At 70.5% G+C, this 18,086-nt stretch carries 16 protein-coding genes; 11 read left to right on the top strand and 5 right to left on the bottom strand.

Annotated elements, in window-relative coordinates:
- Window positions 1-171 precede the first annotated feature (171 nt).
- From ettA to DFP85_RS17660, 4 genes are all read right to left on the bottom strand, one after another.
- Window positions 172-1,833 carry an energy-dependent translational throttle protein EttA gene (gene ettA / locus DFP85_RS17675; protein WP_133637739.1) on the bottom strand — a complete coding sequence of 554 codons (1,662 nt, stop codon included), beginning with the start codon at window positions 1,831-1,833 and terminating at the stop codon, window positions 172-174.
- Between the two features lie 89 nt (window positions 1,834-1,922).
- On the bottom strand, window positions 1,923-2,123 hold the full coding sequence (locus DFP85_RS17670) for a PA3496 family putative envelope integrity protein (protein WP_133637738.1): 201 nt from the start codon (window positions 2,121-2,123) through the stop codon (window positions 1,923-1,925).
- Window positions 2,124-2,309: 186 nt separating this feature from the next.
- Window positions 2,310-2,744, bottom strand: a complete 435-nt coding sequence (locus DFP85_RS17665) for a PAS domain-containing protein (RefSeq protein WP_133637737.1) — start codon at window positions 2,742-2,744, stop codon at window positions 2,310-2,312.
- 115 nt (window positions 2,745-2,859) lie between these two features.
- Window positions 2,860-4,173, bottom strand: a complete 1,314-nt coding sequence (locus DFP85_RS17660; RefSeq protein ID WP_133637736.1) for an MFS transporter — start codon at window positions 4,171-4,173, stop codon at window positions 2,860-2,862.
- Between the two features lie 56 nt (window positions 4,174-4,229).
- Here DFP85_RS17660 and DFP85_RS17655 point away from each other — a divergent pair, with 56 nt between their 5' ends.
- Both DFP85_RS17655 and DFP85_RS17650 read left to right on the top strand, forming a co-directional pair.
- Window positions 4,230-4,499, top strand: a complete 270-nt coding sequence (locus DFP85_RS17655; RefSeq protein WP_133637735.1) for an Rdx family protein — start codon at window positions 4,230-4,232, stop codon at window positions 4,497-4,499.
- Between the two features lie 11 nt (window positions 4,500-4,510).
- Window positions 4,511-5,401, top strand: a complete 891-nt coding sequence (locus DFP85_RS17650) for a DMT family transporter (protein ID WP_133637742.1) — start codon at window positions 4,511-4,513, stop codon at window positions 5,399-5,401.
- On the opposite strand, the gene DFP85_RS17645 is transcribed toward DFP85_RS17650, so the two are convergent.
- Window positions 5,392-6,108, bottom strand: a complete 717-nt coding sequence (locus DFP85_RS17645; protein ID WP_133637734.1) for an arylesterase — start codon at window positions 6,106-6,108, stop codon at window positions 5,392-5,394. The genes DFP85_RS17650 and DFP85_RS17645 overlap by 10 nt on opposite strands.
- Between DFP85_RS17645 and DFP85_RS17640 the strand changes: the two genes are divergently transcribed.
- The 9 genes from DFP85_RS17640 (at window position 6,107) to DFP85_RS17600 (ending at window position 18,077) form a co-directional block, all read left to right on the top strand.
- The gene (locus tag DFP85_RS17640; RefSeq protein WP_133637733.1) at window positions 6,107-6,823 is read left to right on the top strand and encodes an ABC transporter ATP-binding protein; all 717 of its coding nucleotides are present in this window, start codon (window positions 6,107-6,109) and stop codon (window positions 6,821-6,823) included. The two genes, DFP85_RS17645 and DFP85_RS17640, sit on opposite strands and share 2 nt — an antisense overlap.
- Window positions 6,820-9,420 (top strand): ABC transporter permease, encoded by a 2,601-nt coding sequence (locus DFP85_RS17635; RefSeq protein ID WP_133637732.1) that lies wholly within the window; start codon window positions 6,820-6,822, stop codon window positions 9,418-9,420. Before DFP85_RS17640 ends, DFP85_RS17635 begins: the two co-directional genes overlap by 4 nt.
- A gap of 9 nt (window positions 9,421-9,429) precedes the next feature.
- A complete protein-coding gene (locus DFP85_RS17630) occupies window positions 9,430-10,857 on the top strand; it encodes a polyphosphate:AMP phosphotransferase (protein ID WP_133637731.1) in 1,428 nt (475 codons plus the stop codon).
- A 73-nt stretch (window positions 10,858-10,930) separates the two neighbouring features.
- Entirely contained in the window at window positions 10,931-12,325 is a 1,395-nt protein-coding gene (locus DFP85_RS17625; protein ID WP_133637730.1) for a hypothetical protein, read from the top strand.
- Between the two features lie 141 nt (window positions 12,326-12,466).
- Window positions 12,467-13,732: a serine hydroxymethyltransferase gene (gene glyA / locus DFP85_RS17620; RefSeq protein WP_133637729.1), complete on the top strand. Its 1,266-nt coding sequence runs from the start codon at window positions 12,467-12,469 to the stop codon at window positions 13,730-13,732.
- Between the two features lie 216 nt (window positions 13,733-13,948).
- Entirely contained in the window at window positions 13,949-14,866 is a 918-nt protein-coding gene (locus tag DFP85_RS17615; RefSeq protein ID WP_133637728.1) for an HAD-IIB family hydrolase, read from the top strand.
- The gene (locus tag DFP85_RS17610; protein WP_133637727.1) at window positions 14,863-16,101 is read left to right on the top strand and encodes a glycosyltransferase family protein; all 1,239 of its coding nucleotides are present in this window, start codon (window positions 14,863-14,865) and stop codon (window positions 16,099-16,101) included. The genes DFP85_RS17615 and DFP85_RS17610 overlap by 4 nt, the downstream gene beginning before the upstream one ends.
- A gap of 78 nt (window positions 16,102-16,179) precedes the next feature.
- A complete protein-coding gene (locus DFP85_RS17605; protein ID WP_133637726.1) occupies window positions 16,180-16,974 on the top strand; it encodes a FadR/GntR family transcriptional regulator in 795 nt (264 codons plus the stop codon).
- Between the two features lie 71 nt (window positions 16,975-17,045).
- Window positions 17,046-18,077, top strand: coding sequence for a TRAP transporter substrate-binding protein (locus DFP85_RS17600; protein ID WP_133637725.1), 1,032 nt, complete (start codon window positions 17,046-17,048; stop codon window positions 18,075-18,077).
- Window positions 18,078-18,086 lie beyond the last annotated feature (9 nt).

Raw genomic sequence — 18,086 nt, 5'->3', positions numbered from 1 at the left:
AAGCTGAAACTAAAAGGCCTGAGCCCCGTACAGTACAGGACTCAGGCCTTGGGCGCCGGCTGAATGAACCGTCCAACTATTGGGGGTCAGTTCATTTCGGTCGTGGGGTCTTCTTCCAGCTTCAAGCTTCAGCCCGCGAAGCGGGCGTTCTTGCGGCTCGGCGAAGCCGGGTCAGGCGTCGATGCGCTTGTACTTCATGCGGTGCGGGGTGTCGTCGCCGACGCGCTTCTTGTGGTCCGCCTCGTACTCAGTGTAGTTGCCCTCGAAGAACTCCACGTGGGAGTCGCCCTCGAAGGCCAGGATGTGGGTGGCGATGCGGTCGAGGAACCAGCGGTCGTGGGAGATCACCAGGGCACAGCCGGGGAAGGCCAGCAGGGCCTCCTCCAGGGCGCGCAGCGTCTCGATATCCAGGTCGTTGGAAGGCTCATCGAGAAGCAGCACGTTGGCCCCCTGCTTGAGGGTCTGGGCCAGCTGCAGGCGACCGCGCTCGCCGCCGGAGAGCTCGTTCAGGCGCTTCTGCTGGTCGTTGCCCTTGAAGTTGAAGCGCCCCACGTAGGCCCGCGAGGAGACCTCGTAGCCGTTGATGTTGAGGATGTCCTGGCCGTCGGAGACCGCCTCCCACACCGTCTGCTTGTCATCCAGGGCGTCGCGCAGCTGCTCGACGTAGGCGATGTCGACGGTCTCGCCGACCACCACCTCGCCGCGGTCGGGCTGCTCCTGGCCGGTGATCAGCTTGAACAGCGTCGACTTGCCCGCGCCGTTGCCGCCGACGATGCCGACGATGGCCCCCTTGGGCACGGTGAAGGTCAGGTCCTCGTAGAGCAGCTTGTCGTCGAAGGCCTTGGCGACGTCGTGGAACTCGATGACCTTGTCGCCCAGGCGCGGGCCGGGCGGAATGTAGATCTCGTTGGTCTCGTTGCGCTTCTGGAAGTCGCCGGACTGCATCTCCTCGAAGCGGTTGAGGCGCGCCTTGCTCTTGGCCTGGCGGCCCTTGGCGTTGCTGCGCACCCACTCCAGCTCGTGCTTGATGGCCTTGTTCTTGGAGGCCTCCTGCTTGGCCTCCTGCTCGAGGCGCTTCTCCTTGGCCTCCAGCCAGCCTGAGTAGTTGCCCTCGAAGGGGATGCCCTGGCCGCGGTCGAGCTCGAGGATCCAGCCGGCCACGTTGTCGAGGAAGTAGCGGTCGTGGGTGATCGCCACCACGGTACCGCTGTAGTCGTGCAGGAAGCGCTCCAGCCAGGCCACGGACTCGGCGTCCAGGTGGTTGGTGGGCTCGTCGAGCAGCAGCATGTCGGGGCTGGAGAGCAGCAGGCGGCACAGCGCCACGCGGCGCCGCTCGCCGCCGGAGAGGTGGCCGACGCGGGCTTCCCAGGGTGGCAGGCGCAGGGCCTCGGCGGCCACTTCCAGCTTGCGGTCCAGGTTGTGGGCGTCGGAGGCCTCGATGATGTTCTCCAGGCGCGCCTGCTCGCTGGCCAGGGCATCGAAGTCGGCGTCCGGCTCGGCATAGGCGGCGTAGACGGCGTCGAGCTTCTCCTGCGCCTCCTTGATCTCGCCCAGGGCCTCTTCCACGGTCTCGCGGACGTTCTTGTCGTCGTCGAGTGCCGGCTCCTGGGGGAGGTAGCCGACGTTGATGCCCGGCATGGGGCGGGCCTCGCCCTCGAACTCGGTGTCGACGCCGGCCATGATGCGCAGCAGGGTCGACTTGCCGGCACCGTTGAGGCCCAGCACGCCGATCTTGGCACCGGGGAAGAAGGAGAGGGAGATGTCCTTGAGGATCTGCTTCTTGGGGGGCACGACCTTGCCCACCCGGTTCATGGTGTAGACGTATTGCGCCATGGAAAGCCACTTGGTTGGGGGATGTCAGTGGCCACGATGATAGAGCCCGGGGACGCCAAAGGCCAGCGTCCCCGGGCCGAGGGCAGGGGTTACTCTTCCTCTTCCTCGAGGTCCCAGTCGTCCTCGATGGCGCGGCGCAGGCGGCGCTCCTCGATGAGGGCCTCCACGCGTCGCCTTGCCCTCAGGGTATCGGCACGACTGCTGGGGCGGACGCGACCGTAGTCGTCGTTGACCGCTTCCAGGTAGTCCTGATCGTCGTCGGTGGTATCGAGAAGGGGTTCATGGCTCATGCGACGTCCTCCCATGGCCCGGGGCCGAACGCTGCAAGGTCCGGCGGATCATACGATCGCTTCCCGTCCCGGGTGCGGAACCTGAAGCGCCAGCAGGCAACGGCCGTTGCCTGCTGGCTGTATAGCTGCAAGGTGGGCCGGGGACAAGCCCCCGGAAGACTTTTTTTCGCCGCCGCCTCTGCGCTCTCAGGTGAGGCCGTGTTCGGCCTTGAGCCGCTCGAGTTCCAGCTGGGCCTCGACGCGCTCGGTCACATCCTTCTGCACCCCGATGAAGTAGGTGAGGTGGTCATCCTCGTCGTACATGGGGGTGATGGAGAGCTCGTTGTAGAACAGGGTGCCGTCCTTGCGATAGTTGCGCAGCACCTCGCGGCAGGGACGACCCGACTTCAGGGCCTTGCGGATGGCATCGAGCCCCGGCTGGTCGCGGTCCTCGTTCTGCAGGAAGCGGCAGTCCTGGTAGAGGATCTCGTCGGCGCTGTAGCCGGTGAGGCGCTCGAAGCCCTGGTTGACGTAGATCAGGATGTTCTCGTCGCCCTCCTGCTCGGCGACCACGATGCCGTCCTCGGAGGCATCGATGATGCGTTCCAGCAGTTCCGGGCTGATCAGGGGGGATCGTTTCATGCAGGGGGTTCCTGTCGCGGTGCCCTTGGCGCATCGCTCGGCGGCAAGGGGCGGGATATTGCCCTCATCATGGCCAGCCGGCGTCGGGATTTCAACGCGCCGGCGTGCCGGTGGGTCATTGCACCTCGGGCAGGCGCCAGGCGCTGGCGGCCGCGCCGAGGCCCATCAGTGCCAGGCAGGCCAGTAGCCCGGCGCTGCCGAGCCACTGGGCGAGCAGGCCGACGACCCCGCCCACGACCAGCATCAGCACGCCCGTGAGGGTGTTGGAGAGCGCCACGTAGAGGGCGCGCTTGTCGGCGCCGGCCATGTCGACGATGTAGGTCTTGCGGCCCAGGCGAACGCCGGCATGGACGATCACCAGCAGCGCGTAGACCAGCGCATAGGGCCAGACGCTCTCGCTCCAGGCACCGGGCAGCCAGGCGAAGGCCGCCCCGAGCAGGCAGCCCGCCGCGGTGCCGAGGCCGCCGTCGCGCATCACCCGTCGGCTCGAGGCATCGGCGCGCTTGCCCCAGATCGGGCTCGCCAGCATGCCGGCAAGCCCCGAGACCACGATCAGGATGCCCAGGCCGCCAAGCTCGGCGCCGCTCTGCTGCTGGCCGAGCAGCGCCACATAGGGCAGGGCCAGGGCGCTGGCCAGCAGCAGGGCGCGGGAGAGGTTGAAGTGCAGGAAGGCGCGGTCGTCGCGCAGCAGGCGCAGCCCCAGCTTGACGCTGTCCCAGACATTCTCGCCGCCCTCCACGGCGCCGGGTGTCTCCTTGATGCGCGCCGCGCACAGGGCATTGACGGCCCAGCCCAGCGCCGCCACCCCGAGCAGCACGGCCAGCGCCAGCTCCCCGGGACGGTCACCGAACAGCATCAGCACGCCGCCGGCGGCCAGGGTCACCCCGCCGGCCACGCTGCCGCTCCAGCCCATCAGGGTGCCGCGGCGCTGCTTGGCGATGGTCTTGCCCATCACGTCCTTGGTGGCGATCGACGACAGGCCCCGGGCCAGCGACAGCGCCACCAGCACGGCGAGTACCAGACCCCCACCGACGGCGCCCGAGCCGAACAGTGCGAGCAGGGCCAGCACCGCGGCGGCGGCCGCCTGGAGCAGGCCGCCCAGCACCCAGACCCACTTGCGTTTGGGCTTGAGCCGGATGAAGCCGGCCACGAACAGCTGGGGCAGCAGAGCACCGGACTCGCGGATCGGCACCAGCAGGCCGACCATCCACAGCGGGGCGCCGATCACCCCCAGCAACCAGGGCAGTACCAGGCGGGCGCTGGAGAGCTCGTCGGCCAGCTTGTTGCCGAGTGCCGCCACCAGGTGCAGGAAGAAGTTGCGCGGCTGCTCGTTGCAGGCCTCGTCCGGGATGTCCCGGCACATCCGGCTGTCCTCGTCACCGGTGAGCCACTCGAAGAGGCGGGTCTGGTTGATCTCGGGGGCGGCCATCGGAACTCCCTGGCTGGTATCATCGGGAGGCCCATTGTCGCGACACTCGAGGTTCCATGTCACGTATTCGAATCCACTACTGTACCCAGTGCCAGTGGTTGCTGCGCAGTGCCTGGTACGCCCAGGAGCTGCTCTCCACCTTCGGCGAGGAGCTGGAGGAGGTGGCCCTGGTGCCCTCCCAAGGCGGCCACTTCGAGATCCTCCTTGATGAGGCCTCGCTCTGGGAGCGCAGGCGCGACGGCGGCTTCCCCGACATCAAGGCCCTCAAGCAGGCGGTGCGCGACCGCCTGGCTCCCGGCCGTGACCTGGGACACCTCGACCGATGAGCCCGACGCCCATGAGCGGTGATCGCCAGGCGATGCTCTTCGGGCTGGGGGCGGTGGCGCTGTGGTCCACCGTGGCCACCGCCTTCAAGGTGGCGCTCGCCCACATGTCGCCGCTGGCGCTGATGTGGCTCGCCTCGCTGGTCTCCTGGGCACTGATCGGCGTGCTGGTGGCGCGCCAGGGGCTGCTGGGCCAGGCGCTGAGGCGCGGCTGGCGCACCGCCGCCTGGGCGGGGCTGATGAATCCGGTGGCCTACTACCTGGTGCTGTTCGGCGCCTACGACCGCCTGCCCGGCCAGGAGGCCATGGCGCTCAACTACACCTGGGCGCTGGCGATGGCCTTCCTGGCGGTGCCGCTGCTGGGCCAGCGGCTGACCCGCATGGACGTCCTGGCGGGGCTGATCGCCTACGCAGGGGTGTGGGTGATCGCCACCCGCGGGGCGGTGTTCGACGTGGCCTTCGCCGACCCGCTCGGCGTCGGCCTGGCGCTCGCCTCGACGCTGCTCTGGGCGCTCTACTGGCTGCTCAATGCCCGCGACCATCGCCCGCCGCTGGTGGCCCAGTGGCAGAACTTCAGCGTCGGCGTGCCGGTGCTCACGGTCCTGCTGCTGGCCGGGCCGGGCCTTCAGTGGCACGGCTGGACGGCGCTGGGGGCCGGTATCTACGTGGGGCTGTTCGAGATGGGCATCGCCTTCGTGCTCTGGCAGCTGGCCGTGCACCGGGTCTCGCGCACGGCGAAGGTCTCCAACCTGATCTTCCTCTCGCCGCCGGTGTCGCTGCTGCTGCTCTTCCTGGTGGTGGGCGAGCCGATCCTCGCCTCCACCCTGGTGGGCCTGGTGCTGATCCTCGGGGGCCTGGCGCTGCAGCAGTGGCAGAAGACGCCCGCGCCGGTGGCTCAGTCCTGAGCGCTCTTTGCCACCACGGCGCCGTTGGCCTCCAGCAGCGGCGCGAGGCGTGGCCAGACGTTCTCCAGGATCAGCGGCTGGGCGGCGGCAGTGGGATGGATGCCATCGTCCTGCATCAGCTCCTCCTCCAGGGCCACGCCCTCGAGCAGGAATGGCACCAGCGGCAGCTCGTACTCCTCGGCCAGCCGCGTGTAGACCGCGGTGAAGGCGTTGCGGTAGGCCCGGCCGTAGTTCGGCGGGATGTCGATGCCGAGCAGCAGCACCTCGGCGCCCGAGGCCCGGCTGGCCTCGACCATGGTGGCCATGTTGGCCTCGAACTGGCCGGGCGGCAGGCCGCGCAGGCCGTCGTTGCCGCCGAGCTCCATCACAACGATATCCGGCTCGTGCTGTCCGAGAAGGTCGGGCAGCCGGGCGGCGGCGCCGCTGGAGGTCTCGCCGCTGATGCTGGCGTTGACCACCTGCGCCTTCCCGTCCAGGCGCGCCTGCAGCAGACTGACCCAGCCGGCCTGCTGCTCGATGCCGTAGGCGGCGCTCAGGCTGTCGCCCATCACCAGCAGCACCGGTCGCGTCGACGCCTGCGCCGCCCCGCCGGCCAGCAGCAACGACGACAGCAAGAGCAGCGCCAACCAGAGCGCTGCGTGCCAGCGCCCCGCGAGCCGGCCGGGTGCATGCCGGCCCAACGCACCTACAGGGAAACCCTTCGCCATGTCCATCTCCTCTCGAACGGATGCCTCGCCGATTCTACACGCCGACCACCTCGCCAAGGAGGTCGAGAGCGGCGAACGGCGACTGAGCATTCTGAGTGACCTGTCGCTTGCGGTGTTCCCCGGGGAGAGCGTGGCGATCCTCGGCCAGAGCGGTGCCGGCAAGTCGACCCTGCTGGGCCTGCTGGCGGGGCTGGATGCGCCCAGCGGGGGTGAGCTGTCGCTGTTCGGCCAGTCGCTGCGCGCCCTCGACGAGGATGGCCGGGCCTCCCTGCGCGCGGGCCGGGTGGGGTTCGTGTTCCAGAACTTCCAGCTGCTGCCCACCCTGACGGCCCTGGAGAACGTGCTGCTGCCGCTGGAGCTGTCACCGAGCCCCGGGGCCGAGGCCCGGGCCCGCGACTGGCTGACCCGTGTCGGCCTCGGCGAACGCCTGGACCACCTGCCCAAGCAGCTCTCGGGGGGCGAGCAGCAGCGCGTGGCCCTGGCCCGGGCCTTCGTCACCGGCGCCGAGCTGGTATTCGCCGACGAGCCCACCGGCAACCTGGACCCGGTCACCGGGGAGCGCATCATCGAGGCGCTCTTCTCGCTCAACCGCGAGGCCGGCACCACCCTGGTGCTGGTCACCCATGACCATGCCCTGGCGCGGCGCTGCGATCGCTGCCTGCGCCTGGAAGGCGGCCGCCTGGTCGAGATGGCCCGTGACGAGGTGATGGCATGAGCCGCACCGCCTGGCCGGCCCTGTTGCGCCTCTCGGCCCGGGGCCTGATCCGTGACCTGCGCGCCGCCGACGTGCGCGCCCTGGCGCTGGCGCTGGCGCTGGCGGTGGCCGCCTCGACCATGATCGGCTTCTTCCTCGACCGCCTGGATCGCGGCCTGACCCGCCAGGCGGGCCAGCTCGCGGGCGGCGACGTGGTGCTGGAGCAGGGCCGGCCCTTCGAGGCGTCGGTCCGCCGGGCCCTCGAGGAGGCCGGCCTGACGCTCTCCGACCAGGTCGACATGGTCTCCATGGTCAGCCGCGGCGACCGCTTCCAGCCGGCCAGCCTCAAGGTGGTCGACTCGGTCTATCCGCACTACGGCACGGCCCGGGTGGACCGCGGCAATGGCGTCGAGTCGCTGGCCCATGGCCCGGCACCGGGCGAGGCCTGGGTGGCGCCGCGCCTCGCCCTGCTGATGGAGCTCGAGGTGGGGGACCGGCTGCGCCTGGGCGAGACCGAGCTCGAGGTCGGCGGCGTGATCGAGCGCGAGCCCGACCAGTCGGCGGGCTTCGGCAGCTTCAACCCGCGGCTGATGATGCACCGCGACGACCTGGACGCCACCGGCCTGGTCCAGGAGGGCTCGCGGGTGGAGTTCGAGCTGCTGGCCGCCGGCAGCGCCGAGGCGGTGGCCCGCATCGAGCCGCTGCTGCAGCGGCTACGTCGCGAGGGGGTAGAGGTGCGCGACGTGCGCCAGGACCGTCCCCAGCTGGGCAATGCCCTGGCACGCGCCGAGAAGTACCTTGGCCTGGCGGGACTCGCCGCCGTGCTGCTGGCCGGGGTCGCCGTGGCCATGTCGACCCGGCGCTACGTCGACCGCCACCTGGATACCGCGGCGCTGCTGCGCTGCTTCGGCGCCACCCAGCGCGAGCTGCTGCGGCTGTTCGTGCTGCAGCTGCTGTGGCTGGCGCTGGCCTCCTCGGCGCTGGGCGCCCTGCTGGGGCTGGCCGGGCAGGCGCTGCTGGTGCGGCTGCTCTCGACCTTCCTGCCGTTCAGCCTGCCGGCGCCCGGCATGCTGCCGCTGTGGCTCGGGGTGTTCACCGCCCTGGCGGTGCTGGCCGGCTTCGCCGGGCCGACCCTGCTGCGCCTCAAGCGGGTCAGCGCCCTCAAGGTACTGCGCCGCGAGCTGGACCCGCTGCCGCCCTCGGCCTGGGTGGTGGTGGGCTTCGCCGCCCTGGTCTTCGGCGGCCTGCTGTGGCTCTACTCCGGCGACCCGTGGCTTGCCGCCGGCCTGCTGCTGGGGGGGCTGGTGATGCTGGTGGTGCTCTGGGGGCTCGGCGGCGTGCTGCTGGGTCTGGTGCTGCGGGGCACCGCCCGGCTGCCGCGTGGCCGGGGCCCGGCGGATGGCCTGGCCACGGCCGTGCGGCTGGGCGGCCAGCAGCTGGCGCGGCGCCGCCAGGCGAGCCTCGGCCAGCTGCTGGCCTTCTCGGTGACCTTCTTCGCCGTGGCGATGATCGCCCTGGTGCGCGGCGACCTGCTGACCACCTGGCAGGCCCAGCTGCCGGCGGACACCCCCAACCACTTCGCCATCAATATCCAGCCCCAGGAGCGGGACGCCTTCGCCTCGGCCCTGGCGGGGGCCGCCGATGCCCGCAGCGCCCTCTATCCCATGGTCCGTGGGCGCCTCACCGCCATCAACGACCAGGTCCCGCAGGAGGCCGTGCCCGCCGAGTCGCGGGGCGACAATGCCCTGCGTCGCGAACTCAACCTGACCTGGCGCGAGACCCTGCCCGAGGGCAACCGGGTGGTGGCGGGGGAGTGGTTCGCCGAGGGCCAGGACAGCGAGACGGGCGGCTGGCTGGACGAGGTGGCCGCCGAGCCGCCCCCCACGGCCAGCGAGGCGGCGGTGCCGATCTCCATGGAAGACGGCCTGGCCGAGCGCCTGGGCATTGCCCTGGGCGATCGCCTGACCTTCACCATCGGCAGCGACGCGGTCACCGGCGAGGTGACCAGCCTGCGCAGCCTCGACTGGGAGAGCTTCCGGCCCAACTTCTACGTGATCTTCCCGCCGGCAACCCTGGAGCGTTTCGGCCATAGCTACATCACCGCCTTCCATCTCGGCGACGACGACCGCGACCTGCTGCGCCAGCTGGTGCGGGAGTTCCCGGGCGTCACCCTGCTCGACGTGGAGGCCATCCTCGGCCAGGTCCGCGAGGTGCTGACCCAGGTCACCCGGGCGGTGGAGCTGGTGCTGGGCTTCGTGCTGCTGGCCGGCATCAGCGTGCTCTATGCGGCGCTGATCGCCAGCCTGCCGGTGCGGGCCCACGAGAGTGGCCTGCTGCGGGTGTTCGGCGCCAGCAACAGGCTGCTGTCGCGGATGCAGGCGGCGGAATTCGCCGTGCTGGGGCTGGCCAGCGGGCTGATGGGCGCCCTGCTGGCGGAGCTGGCGGCCGCGGGGATCTACCTGGCCTGGTTCGACCTGGCCCCGCGGATCCACTGGCTGCTGTGGCTGACCCTGCCGCCGGTCGGTGCGCTGCTGATCGGCCTCATCGGTCACCTGCTCTCCCGGGGCCTGCGCCAGCGGGCACCCGCGGCCAGCCTCGGCCTGCTGGGCGAGGCCTGAGGCGCGGCCATGAAGACCGCTACCCTGCGCGCCCGCCTGCTGGAGGCTCAGCTCGACCTCGCCCGCCTTCAGGAGCGGGCGGTGATGCTGCTGCTCACCGGCCATGCCGTCACCCGCAAGGGGCGGCTGGTCAACGAGCTCAACCACTGGCTCGAGAATCGCCACACCGAGGTGCATGCCCTGGCGCCCAGCAGCGAGGAGCGCGAGCGACCCTACTGGTGGCGCTTCTGGCGGCGGGTCCCCGATCGCGGCCGCATCGGCATCTTCATCCATGGCTGGTACGGCGACGCGCTCTTCGCCCGCGCCGAACGGCGTCTCTCGCCGGGTGCCTTCCGCGACAGGCTGGCGGAGATCCGAGCCTTCGAGGCCGAACTGGCCGCCGAGGGCGTGGTGCTGCTCAAGCTGTGGATGGACATCGACCGACCTGCCCAGCGTCGTCACCTGCAGGCACTGCAGGCGGACCCGGCCCGTGCCTGGCAGCTGAGCGCCACCGACTGGCAGCGCCACCTGCAGCATGCCGCCATCGCCGCGCTGGGCCGCGAGATGCGCGACGCCACCGCGGCCGACCATGCCCCCTGGCGGCGGCTCGCCTTCCAAGACCCCGCCCCGCAGCTCCAGCGGGTGGGGGCCCTGCTGCACGAGACCCTGGTCGCGCCGCCCGCTCGGCCCGCCGAGGTGACTGAGAGCGTACCCTGCGAGACCCCGGCACCGCCCTCGATACGTCATGCCGGGCCCCGGGGGGCGGCGCCGTTGAAGAAGTCGGACTATGCCGAACGGCTCGTCGAGGCCCAGGGACGCCTGGCCATCAACGCCCGGGAGATGGCCCGCCGGCGCATCCCGGTGGTACTGGCCTTCGAGGGGCTCGACGCGGCGGGGAAGGGGGGCAGCATCCACCGGGTCACCGCGTCACTGGATGCCCGCCAGTACCGGGTCCATCGCATCGCCGCCCCCAGCGACGAGGAGCTGGCGCTGCCCTGGGCCTGGCGCTTCTGGCGCCGCCTGCCGGCCGACGGGCGCATCGCCATCTTCGATCGCAGCTGGTACGGCAGGGTGCTGGTGGAGCGGGTCGAGGGGCTGGCCCCGGAGTCGGCCTGGCGGCGTGCCTATGCGGAGATCCGCGAGTTCGAGCGCCAGCTGCTGGCCCATGGCGCCGTGCTCGGCAAGCTGTTCCTGGCCATCAGCCAGGAGGAGCAGCTGCGCCGCTTCGAGGCCCGGGCTGCCACGCCCCACAAGCGTCACAAGCTCACCGACGAGGACTGGCGCAACCGCGAGCGCTGGGAGGACTACGAGCGGGCCATCGACGAGATGTTCGCCCGCACCCAGTCGCCGGGCGCCGAATGGACGCTGATCGCCTGCGACGACAAGCGCCGGGCGCGCCTCGCCGTGATCGAGGAGGTCAATCGCCGGCTGGAGATGCGCCTGGCCTCGCCGCACTGAGTCTGGCCTGCCGCGACGCGATGACGCTAGACTGCTGACCAGTTCCCGCCACGCCCACACCGGAGGTGCGCCCATGCGCCCGATGCCCTGGAAGGCCATCCTTGCCGCCCTGACGCTGTCCGTCTCCCTGCCGGCTCTTGCCGAGCCCGGCCCGGCCGAGCGCCTGGAGGCCGACCTGCGGGCGCTGTTCGCCAGCGAAGGACGCCTCGAGATCGGCGAGGTCTCGGCGGCGCTGCTTCGCGACCGCGTCACCGCGCGGGAGCTGCACTTCGTCGGCCCCGAGGGACAGCAGCTGTGGCTCGACCGCTATGTGGTCAGTGGCGACTACGACAGCCCCGACGAGGTGCGTCTCGAGGGCCTCCGCCTGGAGACCCCCGGCCGCGAACGGACGCAGCTGAGCGCCGCGACCCTGCGCCTCGATGACCCCACCCGGGCGGTGCTGCCTCTCCACGAGGAGAGCTGGCCGGCGGGCCTGCGGATCGCCGGGCTCGAGATCGAGGCGCTGGCCGCCGAGTTCGCCGGCCAGGAGCTGGGGGAGGGGTTCGGCGAGGGAGATGGCCGGGTCAGCGTCGAGCGCCTGCAGGCCACCGGCCTGTCCCGCGAGGCCATCGACAGCCTGGAGCTCAACGGGGTCGAGGGGCAGGCCGAGGGAGAGGGAGAGTTCGGCAGCGGCACCGTCTCCCTGGCGTTCGCCCGGGTCGAGGGGCTGCGTGGCCTCGAGGGGCCGGAGGAGGAGCGGGAGCTCGACCGCCTGGAGCTGCGTGACCTGGCGATCGACTCCGACCGCTTGGTGGCGACCCTGGCGGGGCTCGAGGTCGATGGCGACCTGCAGGACGGCGAGGGCGGCATGCGCCTCGAGGCGCTGGAGCTTGACCTGGCCCGCATGATCGCCCTGGCCCCCGAGGAGGAGCGCACCCGGCTGCGCATGGCCAGCAACGTGCTGACCGGGGGCAGCGGAACACTGCGCCTCGATGCGGTCTCCACCGGACGCTGGGAGATGGAAGGCGACGCCACCCGGCTGCTCGGCGAGCTGGATGTCACCGCCGAGGAGGCCTTCGGCTGGGTGCTGGATGCCGACCTGCCGGTGCGCCTGCCCGAAGGCGCGGCGCCGGCCGCCTTCCTGGCCGAGATGGAGAGCCTGGAGGGTGTGACCCTGCTGGGCGGGCGGGTCGACGCGACCCTGTCGGACCTGGGGCTCTTCGGTCGGCTGCCGGTGGTCATGGCGGCAAGCCAGGGCATCAGCGAGGCGGTCTTCCTGGAGCAGGCGCGTACCCAGGCGCAGGGCTTCGGCATGATGCTCGGCCCCGAGGTCGAGGCCATCCTCACCGGCCTGGTGGCGATGATGGCCGGCGAGGCACGCGAGCTCGCTGTCCAGCTGACCCTGCCCGCCGACAGCGAGCTGGAGGCCCTCTCCGCCGATCCCCTGGCACTGCCCGGGCGGCTCGAGATGCAGGTGGAGAGTCGTTGAGGCGATCGGCGGGCCGGCCGCGTCGCCCTGCACCCATGAAGGATCCAGCGGTTGGCCATGACCGCCTTTCATGTGAAAGCCACCGGGGGCTGGGGTATCATGTGCCCCCCAGATTCCCCCGTTTTGCGAGGTTTCCCGCCGATGTTCAGCCGTGACATGCAGATTGCCGGTTTCGATGACGCCCTGTTCGATGCGATGCAGAAGGAAGTCGCACGCCAGGAAGCGCACATCGAGCTGATCGCCTCCGAGAACTACGCAAGCCCGAGGGTGATGGAGGCCCAGGGCAGCCAGCTGACCAACAAGTACGCGGAAGGCTATCCCGGCAAGCGCTACTATGGCGGCTGTGAGTACGTGGACATCGTCGAGCAGCTCGCCATCGACTACGCCAAGGAGCTGTTCGGCGCGAGCTATGCCAACGTCCAGCCCCACTCCGGCTCCCAGGCCAACGGTGCGGTCTTCCAGGCGCTGGTCAAGCCGGGCGACACCATCCTGGGCATGAGCCTCGATGCCGGCGGCCACCTGACCCACGGCGCCAAGCCCAACTTCTCCGGCAAGCACTACCACGCCGTACAGTACGGCCTGGGCGAGGGCGGCCTGATCGACTATGCCGAGGTGGCGGCCCTGGCTCGCGAGCACCGGCCCAAGATGATCATCGCCGGCTTCTCCGCCTACTCCCAGGTCATCGACTGGGCGAAGTTCCGCGAGATCGCCGACGAGGTGGGTGCCTACCTGCTGGTCGACATGGCCCACGTGGCGGGGCTGGTGGCCGCCGGCGTCTATCCGACCCCGCTGCCCCACGCCCATGTGGTCACCACCACTACCCACAAGACCCTGCGCGGCCCGCGTGGCGGCCTGATCCTTTCCGCCGAGGGCGACGAGGCCATCGAGAAGAAGCTGCAGTCCGCGGTCTTCCCGGGCGGGCAGGGCGGCCCGCTGGAGCACGTCATCGCCGCCAAGGCGATCTGCTTCAAGGAGGCCATGGAGCCCGAGTTCAAGACCTACCAGCAGCAGGTGGTGAAGAACGCCCAGACCATGGCCTCCGTGTTCATCGAGCGCGGCTTCGAGGTGGTCTCCGGCGGCACCGAGGACCACCTCTTCCTGCTCTCGCTGATCAAGCAGGGCCTGACCGGCAAGGACGCGGACGCCGCCCTGGGCCGCGCCCACATCACCGTCAACAAGAACGCCGTGCCCGGCGACCCGCAGAGCCCCTTCGTCACCTCGGGCCTGCGCATCGGCACCCCGGCGGTGACCACCCGCGGCTTCGGCGCGGCGGAGTGCCAGGAGCTCGCCGGCTGGATCTGCGACATCCTCGACGTCATGGCGGCGGGGGACGACACCGCCGCCATCGAGGCCGAGGTCAAGGCCAAGGTCGAGGCGGTCTGCGCCCGCCTGCCGGTCTACCGCTGAGACGCCCTGTCGCTGACTGACCCCGGCTGAGGCCAGGGCCCCGAACGCCCCGCCAGGATGCACCATGGCGGGGCGTTTTCGTGCCTGCGACGGGTGCAGCCGTCTCGACCCCCGGGCGTGCCTCACCGTGAGGCCCAAGGGACGGGTGCTCTGTCCCGCCCTGGCACGCGCCCTGCATGGGGCATGGCGAGTCCACGACCCGGAGCCTGTGACGCCATGCCCTCGATACCCGCCTCGCCCCCTGATCCCGCCCGGCGCCCGCGCCTGCTCTTCACCGACCTGGATGGCTCGCTGCTCGACCACCACGGCTACGACTGGTCGCCGGCCCGCGACTGGCTGGCGCGCCTGAAGGAACTCGGGGTGCCGGTGATCCCGGTGACCAGCAAGACCCGCAGCGAGGTCGTGCCGCTGCGTCGGGAACTCGGCCTCGAGGAGGCGCCCTTCATCGCCGAGAACGGCGCCCTGGCCGGGCTGCCGCCGGCCTGGTGCCATGCCCGGCTGGATCGCGGCGCTGCCGCCGATGGCATGGCGATCAGGACCCTGGGCGTCGATATCGGCCTCATCCGCCAGCGCCTCTGGGTCTGGCGGGAGCGGCTGGGAGTTCGCTTCACCACCATGAGCGAGATGCCCCTCGACGACCTGGTGGCCTTCACCGGCCTGTCAGAGCCCGAGGCGCGTCTGGCGCGGCTGCGCGAGGGCAGCGAGCCGTTGCTCTGGGAGGACTCGGACGACGGCCTCGCGCGTTTCCGGGCGGGGCTCGAGGGCGACGGCCTGCGCCTGGTGCGCGGCGGGCGCTTCTGGCACGTCACCGGGGATTGCCACAAGGGCAGCGCCGTCGCCTGGCTGATCGAGCGCTTCGAGGCGCTGCGTGGCTGCCGTCCCCAGACTCTGGCGCTGGGTGACGGTCCCAACGATATTCCCATGCTCGAGACGGTGGACCAGGCGGTAGTGATCCGTGGCTGCCATGGCCTGGCGGTGTCGCCCCCCCGCCAGCCGGCGCTCTATTGCAGCGAGGCCACCGGCCCCGCCGGCTGGGCCGAGGGGGTGGCCCACTGGTGGGGGCGAGCCGACCGCCGGCCAGGGCCGGCGGTGAGGCACGCCAGCCGTGGCGGGGCCGGGAGGGCGACGGCATGAGCGACTTCCACCAGAACGGCATCATCACCGACTTCCACAACCTGACTCGCCGGCCGCTTGCGGCCCTCGAGGAGGAGCTGGTCGCCTTCTCCGCCCGTCGCCCCATGAGCCTGATCCTGCCGTCGCTCTTCACCGAGCTGGAGGGGCCGGCGCTGGCCCATATCGTCGAGGAGCTCCGCCGGGTGCCCTACCTCGCCGAGGTGGTGATCGGTCTCGATCGGGCCGACCGCGAGCAGTTCCTGCAGGCCCGGGACTTCTTCGCCCGCCTGCCCCAGCACCACCGCATCCTGTGGAACGACGGTCCCCGGCTGCGGGCGCTGGATGCCGAGCTCGAGGCGCAGGGCCTGGCGCCTCAGCAGCCCGGCAAGGGGCGCAACGTCTGGTACTGCGCCGGCTACGTCCAGGCCTCCGGCCGCGGCCGGGTGGTGGCGTTGCATGACTGCGATATCCTCACCTACGACCGCGGCCTGCTGGCGCGGCTCTTCTATCCGGTGGCCCATCCCCACTTCAACTACGAGTTCTGCAAGGGCTACTACCCGCGCATCGCCGAGGGCCGGCTCAACGGCCGGGTCTCGCGGCTGATGGTCACCCCGCTGCTGCGGGCGCTCAAGCAGATGCACGGCCCGCTGCCCTACCTGGAGTACCTGGACAGCTACCGCTATGCGCTCTCCGGCGAGTTCTCCATGCGCAGCGAGGTGCTCGACGGCATCCGCATTCCCGCCGACTGGGGGCTGGAGATCGGCGTGCTCTCCGAGGTGCACCGCAACTACTCCACCAAGCGGCTCTGCCAGGTGGACCTGGCCGATGCCTACGACCACAAGCACCAGCCGGTCTCCGCCGAGGACGCCTCCGGCGGCCTCAACCGCATGAGCCTGGACATCGCCAAGGCGCTCTACCGCAAGCTCGCTACCCAGGGCGTGACCTTCAGCGCCGAGGGCTTTCGCACCCTGAAGGCGACCTACTACCGCCTGGCGCTGGACCTGATCGAGGCCTATGACCACGATGCCGTGATGAATGGCCTGCGGCTCGACCGCCACGCCGAGGAGCAGGCGGTGGAGCTGTTCGCCGCCAACCTGCTCGAGGCCGGCAGCGCCTTTCTCGACAACCCCGGCGAGCGGCCCTTCATCCCCAGCTGGAACCGGGTCCGGGCGGCGATCCCCGACCTGCCCGAGCGCATGGTCCAGGCGGTGGAGCGCGACAACGCCGCAGGGGAGCCGTCTGTGACCAAAGTCTAAAGGCACGGCCGCAGCATCTGGGCGACCCTATGTCCGACATAGCTTGCATCAAGTCGTACAGGAGTCGTCGAGAGCCCCATGCCATCGCGCCAGCCCCCGACCGGGCGCACGCTCGCCCACAAGCCCGATATCGCCGAGGACCTGGCCCGGGCGATCTTCGCCGGCGAGCACCCGCCGGGCCGCTTCCTGCCTCGGGAGCTGGACCTCTGCGCGCGCTACGGCGTCAGCCGCAGCACCGTGCGCAGCGCCCTGCAGCAGCTGGTCTCGGCCGGCATGCTGACGCGCATCTCGGGGCAGGGCAGCCGGGTGCGCGAGCTCACCGACTGGCACCTGCTGGATCCCCGGGTCAGCGACTGGATGGCCCGCTTCGCCCAGCCCAACCCGCGCATCCAGCGCGACATCTTCGCCTTCCGGGTGGCCGTGGAGCCCTTCATGGCGCGCCTGGCGGCGGTACATGCCACCGCCGCCGACCTGCTCGCCATCGAGACCGCCTGGCACAACATGATCCGCGCCCTGGAGGCGCCCGATCGCCGCTGCGAGGGGCGCAGCCACGACGAGCACGACGTGGCCTTCCACGAGGCGATCTTCGCGGCCACCCACAACCTGCTGTGGGCCCAGCTCAGCCACATGCTCAAGCCGGCCATCGGCCTGCTGGTGGAGACCTCCAACCACAGCGCCGCGGAGCTGAGCGACAGCATGGAGCGCCACCGCCGGCTGATGGAGGCGATCCGCCTGCGCCAGCCCGATGCGGCCGAGCAGGCGGCCCTCTCGGTGCTAGAGCGCACCGGGCTGGACCTGGGGTTCGAGAGCCTGTTCGACCATCCTCCGCCACGCCTGCGCCTGCCGGGCGCAGACGTTCCCGAACCGGGCTGACCGGTTCGCCTCCCTCCCGGTGTCCCGCACCGACAACAACAACCCTCATGCGCTGAAGAAGGAAACGCACCATGCAACAGACCACGCCACGCTCCTTTGCCCTCAAGGGCCTGACCGCCGCCGTGCTCGGCGCACTGGCCTTCTCCGCCCAGGCCGCCGAGTACGAGTGGACCTTCCAGACCTCGGAGACCTCGGGCGAGCCGCAGTTCGAGCTCAAGAAGGCCTGGGCCGAGAACGTCAACACCATGTCCGACGGCCGCATCGAGATCGAGATCCTGCCCGTCAACGCCGTGGTGCAGGCCAACCAGACCCTGGATGCCGTGCAGTCCGGCATCCTCCAGGGCCATCTCACCGACCCCAGCTACTTCTCCGGCCGCGACCCGGCCTTCGGCATGCTGGGCAACTTGGTGGGCGCCTGGGGCGACCCGCTGGAGTTCCTGGAGTACATGAACCACGGCGGTGGCGAGGAACTCTACAACGAGCTGGTCAACCCCTACGGCGTGCAGCTGATCGGCGCCGCCGCCACCGGCCTCGAGTCCTTCCCCTCCAAGCGACCGATCCGCACCGTGGAGGACCTCGAGGGGCTCAAGGTCCGCGCCCCGGAGGGCATGGTCTACAACATCTTCGAGAAGGCCGGTGCCGCTCCGGTGAACCTGCCGGGTTCCGAGGTCTACACCTCGCTGGAGAAGGGGGTGATCGACGCCGCCGACTACACGGTGTTCTCCACCAACCACAGCCAGGGGCTGCACAGCTTCGCCAACTACCCCAACTACCCGGGCTTCCACTCGCTGCCCATGGTCTCCGTGTCGCTCAACAAGGAGATCTGGGACGGCCTGCCGGAAGACCTCCAGGCGATACTGGAGACCTCGGTGGACAAGCTGGCCTACGAGATGGTCTTCGAGCTCAAGAAGCTGGACCTCGAGGCGGTGGCCGAGGCGCGCCAGAACCCGGAGATCGAGCTGATCGACATGGCCCCGGAGGAACGCGCCAAGTTCCGCACCATCGCCAAGGAAGAGTGGGCCGAGTGGGCCGAGCGCAGCGAGATGAACCAGAAGATCTACGACTCCGTGGTCGAGTTCCTCCAGGCCCGCAACCTGATGTAAGCCGGCCGA

The sequence above is a fragment of the Halomonas ventosae genome, assembly GCF_004363555.1.
In the GTDB taxonomy this organism is placed as follows: domain Bacteria; phylum Pseudomonadota; class Gammaproteobacteria; order Pseudomonadales; family Halomonadaceae; genus Halomonas; species Halomonas ventosae.
Note: the sequence above shows the minus strand (reverse complement) of the source record. Positions and strands in the feature narration are given on the sequence as shown.

Excerpts from the sequence above, each read along its gene's own strand:
- DFP85_RS17650 (WP_133637742.1), top strand. The coding sequence starts at position 4,511 with ATGAGCGGTGATCGCCAGGCGATGCTCTTCGGGCTGGGGGCGGTGGCG.
- DFP85_RS17630 (WP_133637731.1), top strand. The coding sequence starts at position 9,430 with ATGAAGACCGCTACCCTGCGCGCCCGCCTGCTGGAGGCTCAGCTCGAC.
- DFP85_RS17625 (WP_133637730.1), top strand. The coding sequence starts at position 10,931 with ATGCGCCCGATGCCCTGGAAGGCCATCCTTGCCGCCCTGACGCTGTCC.
- DFP85_RS17670 (WP_133637738.1), bottom strand. The coding sequence starts at position 2,123 with ATGAGCCATGAACCCCTTCTCGATACCACCGACGACGATCAGGACTAC.
- ettA (WP_133637739.1), bottom strand. The coding sequence starts at position 1,833 with ATGGCGCAATACGTCTACACCATGAACCGGGTGGGCAAGGTCGTGCCC.
- DFP85_RS17655 (WP_133637735.1), top strand. The coding sequence starts at position 4,230 with ATGTCACGTATTCGAATCCACTACTGTACCCAGTGCCAGTGGTTGCTG.
- DFP85_RS17665 (WP_133637737.1), bottom strand. The coding sequence starts at position 2,744 with ATGAAACGATCCCCCCTGATCAGCCCGGAACTGCTGGAACGCATCATC.
- DFP85_RS17640 (WP_133637733.1), top strand. The coding sequence starts at position 6,107 with ATGTCCATCTCCTCTCGAACGGATGCCTCGCCGATTCTACACGCCGAC.
- glyA (WP_133637729.1), top strand. The coding sequence starts at position 12,467 with ATGTTCAGCCGTGACATGCAGATTGCCGGTTTCGATGACGCCCTGTTC.
- DFP85_RS17605 (WP_133637726.1), top strand. The coding sequence starts at position 16,180 with ATGCCATCGCGCCAGCCCCCGACCGGGCGCACGCTCGCCCACAAGCCC.
- DFP85_RS17610 (WP_133637727.1), top strand. The coding sequence starts at position 14,863 with ATGAGCGACTTCCACCAGAACGGCATCATCACCGACTTCCACAACCTG.
- DFP85_RS17645 (WP_133637734.1), bottom strand. The coding sequence starts at position 6,108 with ATGGCGAAGGGTTTCCCTGTAGGTGCGTTGGGCCGGCATGCACCCGGC.
- DFP85_RS17660 (WP_133637736.1), bottom strand. The coding sequence starts at position 4,173 with ATGGCCGCCCCCGAGATCAACCAGACCCGCCTCTTCGAGTGGCTCACC.
- DFP85_RS17615 (WP_133637728.1), top strand. The coding sequence starts at position 13,949 with ATGCCCTCGATACCCGCCTCGCCCCCTGATCCCGCCCGGCGCCCGCGC.
- DFP85_RS17600 (WP_133637725.1), top strand. The coding sequence starts at position 17,046 with ATGCAACAGACCACGCCACGCTCCTTTGCCCTCAAGGGCCTGACCGCC.
- DFP85_RS17635 (WP_133637732.1), top strand. The coding sequence starts at position 6,820 with ATGAGCCGCACCGCCTGGCCGGCCCTGTTGCGCCTCTCGGCCCGGGGC.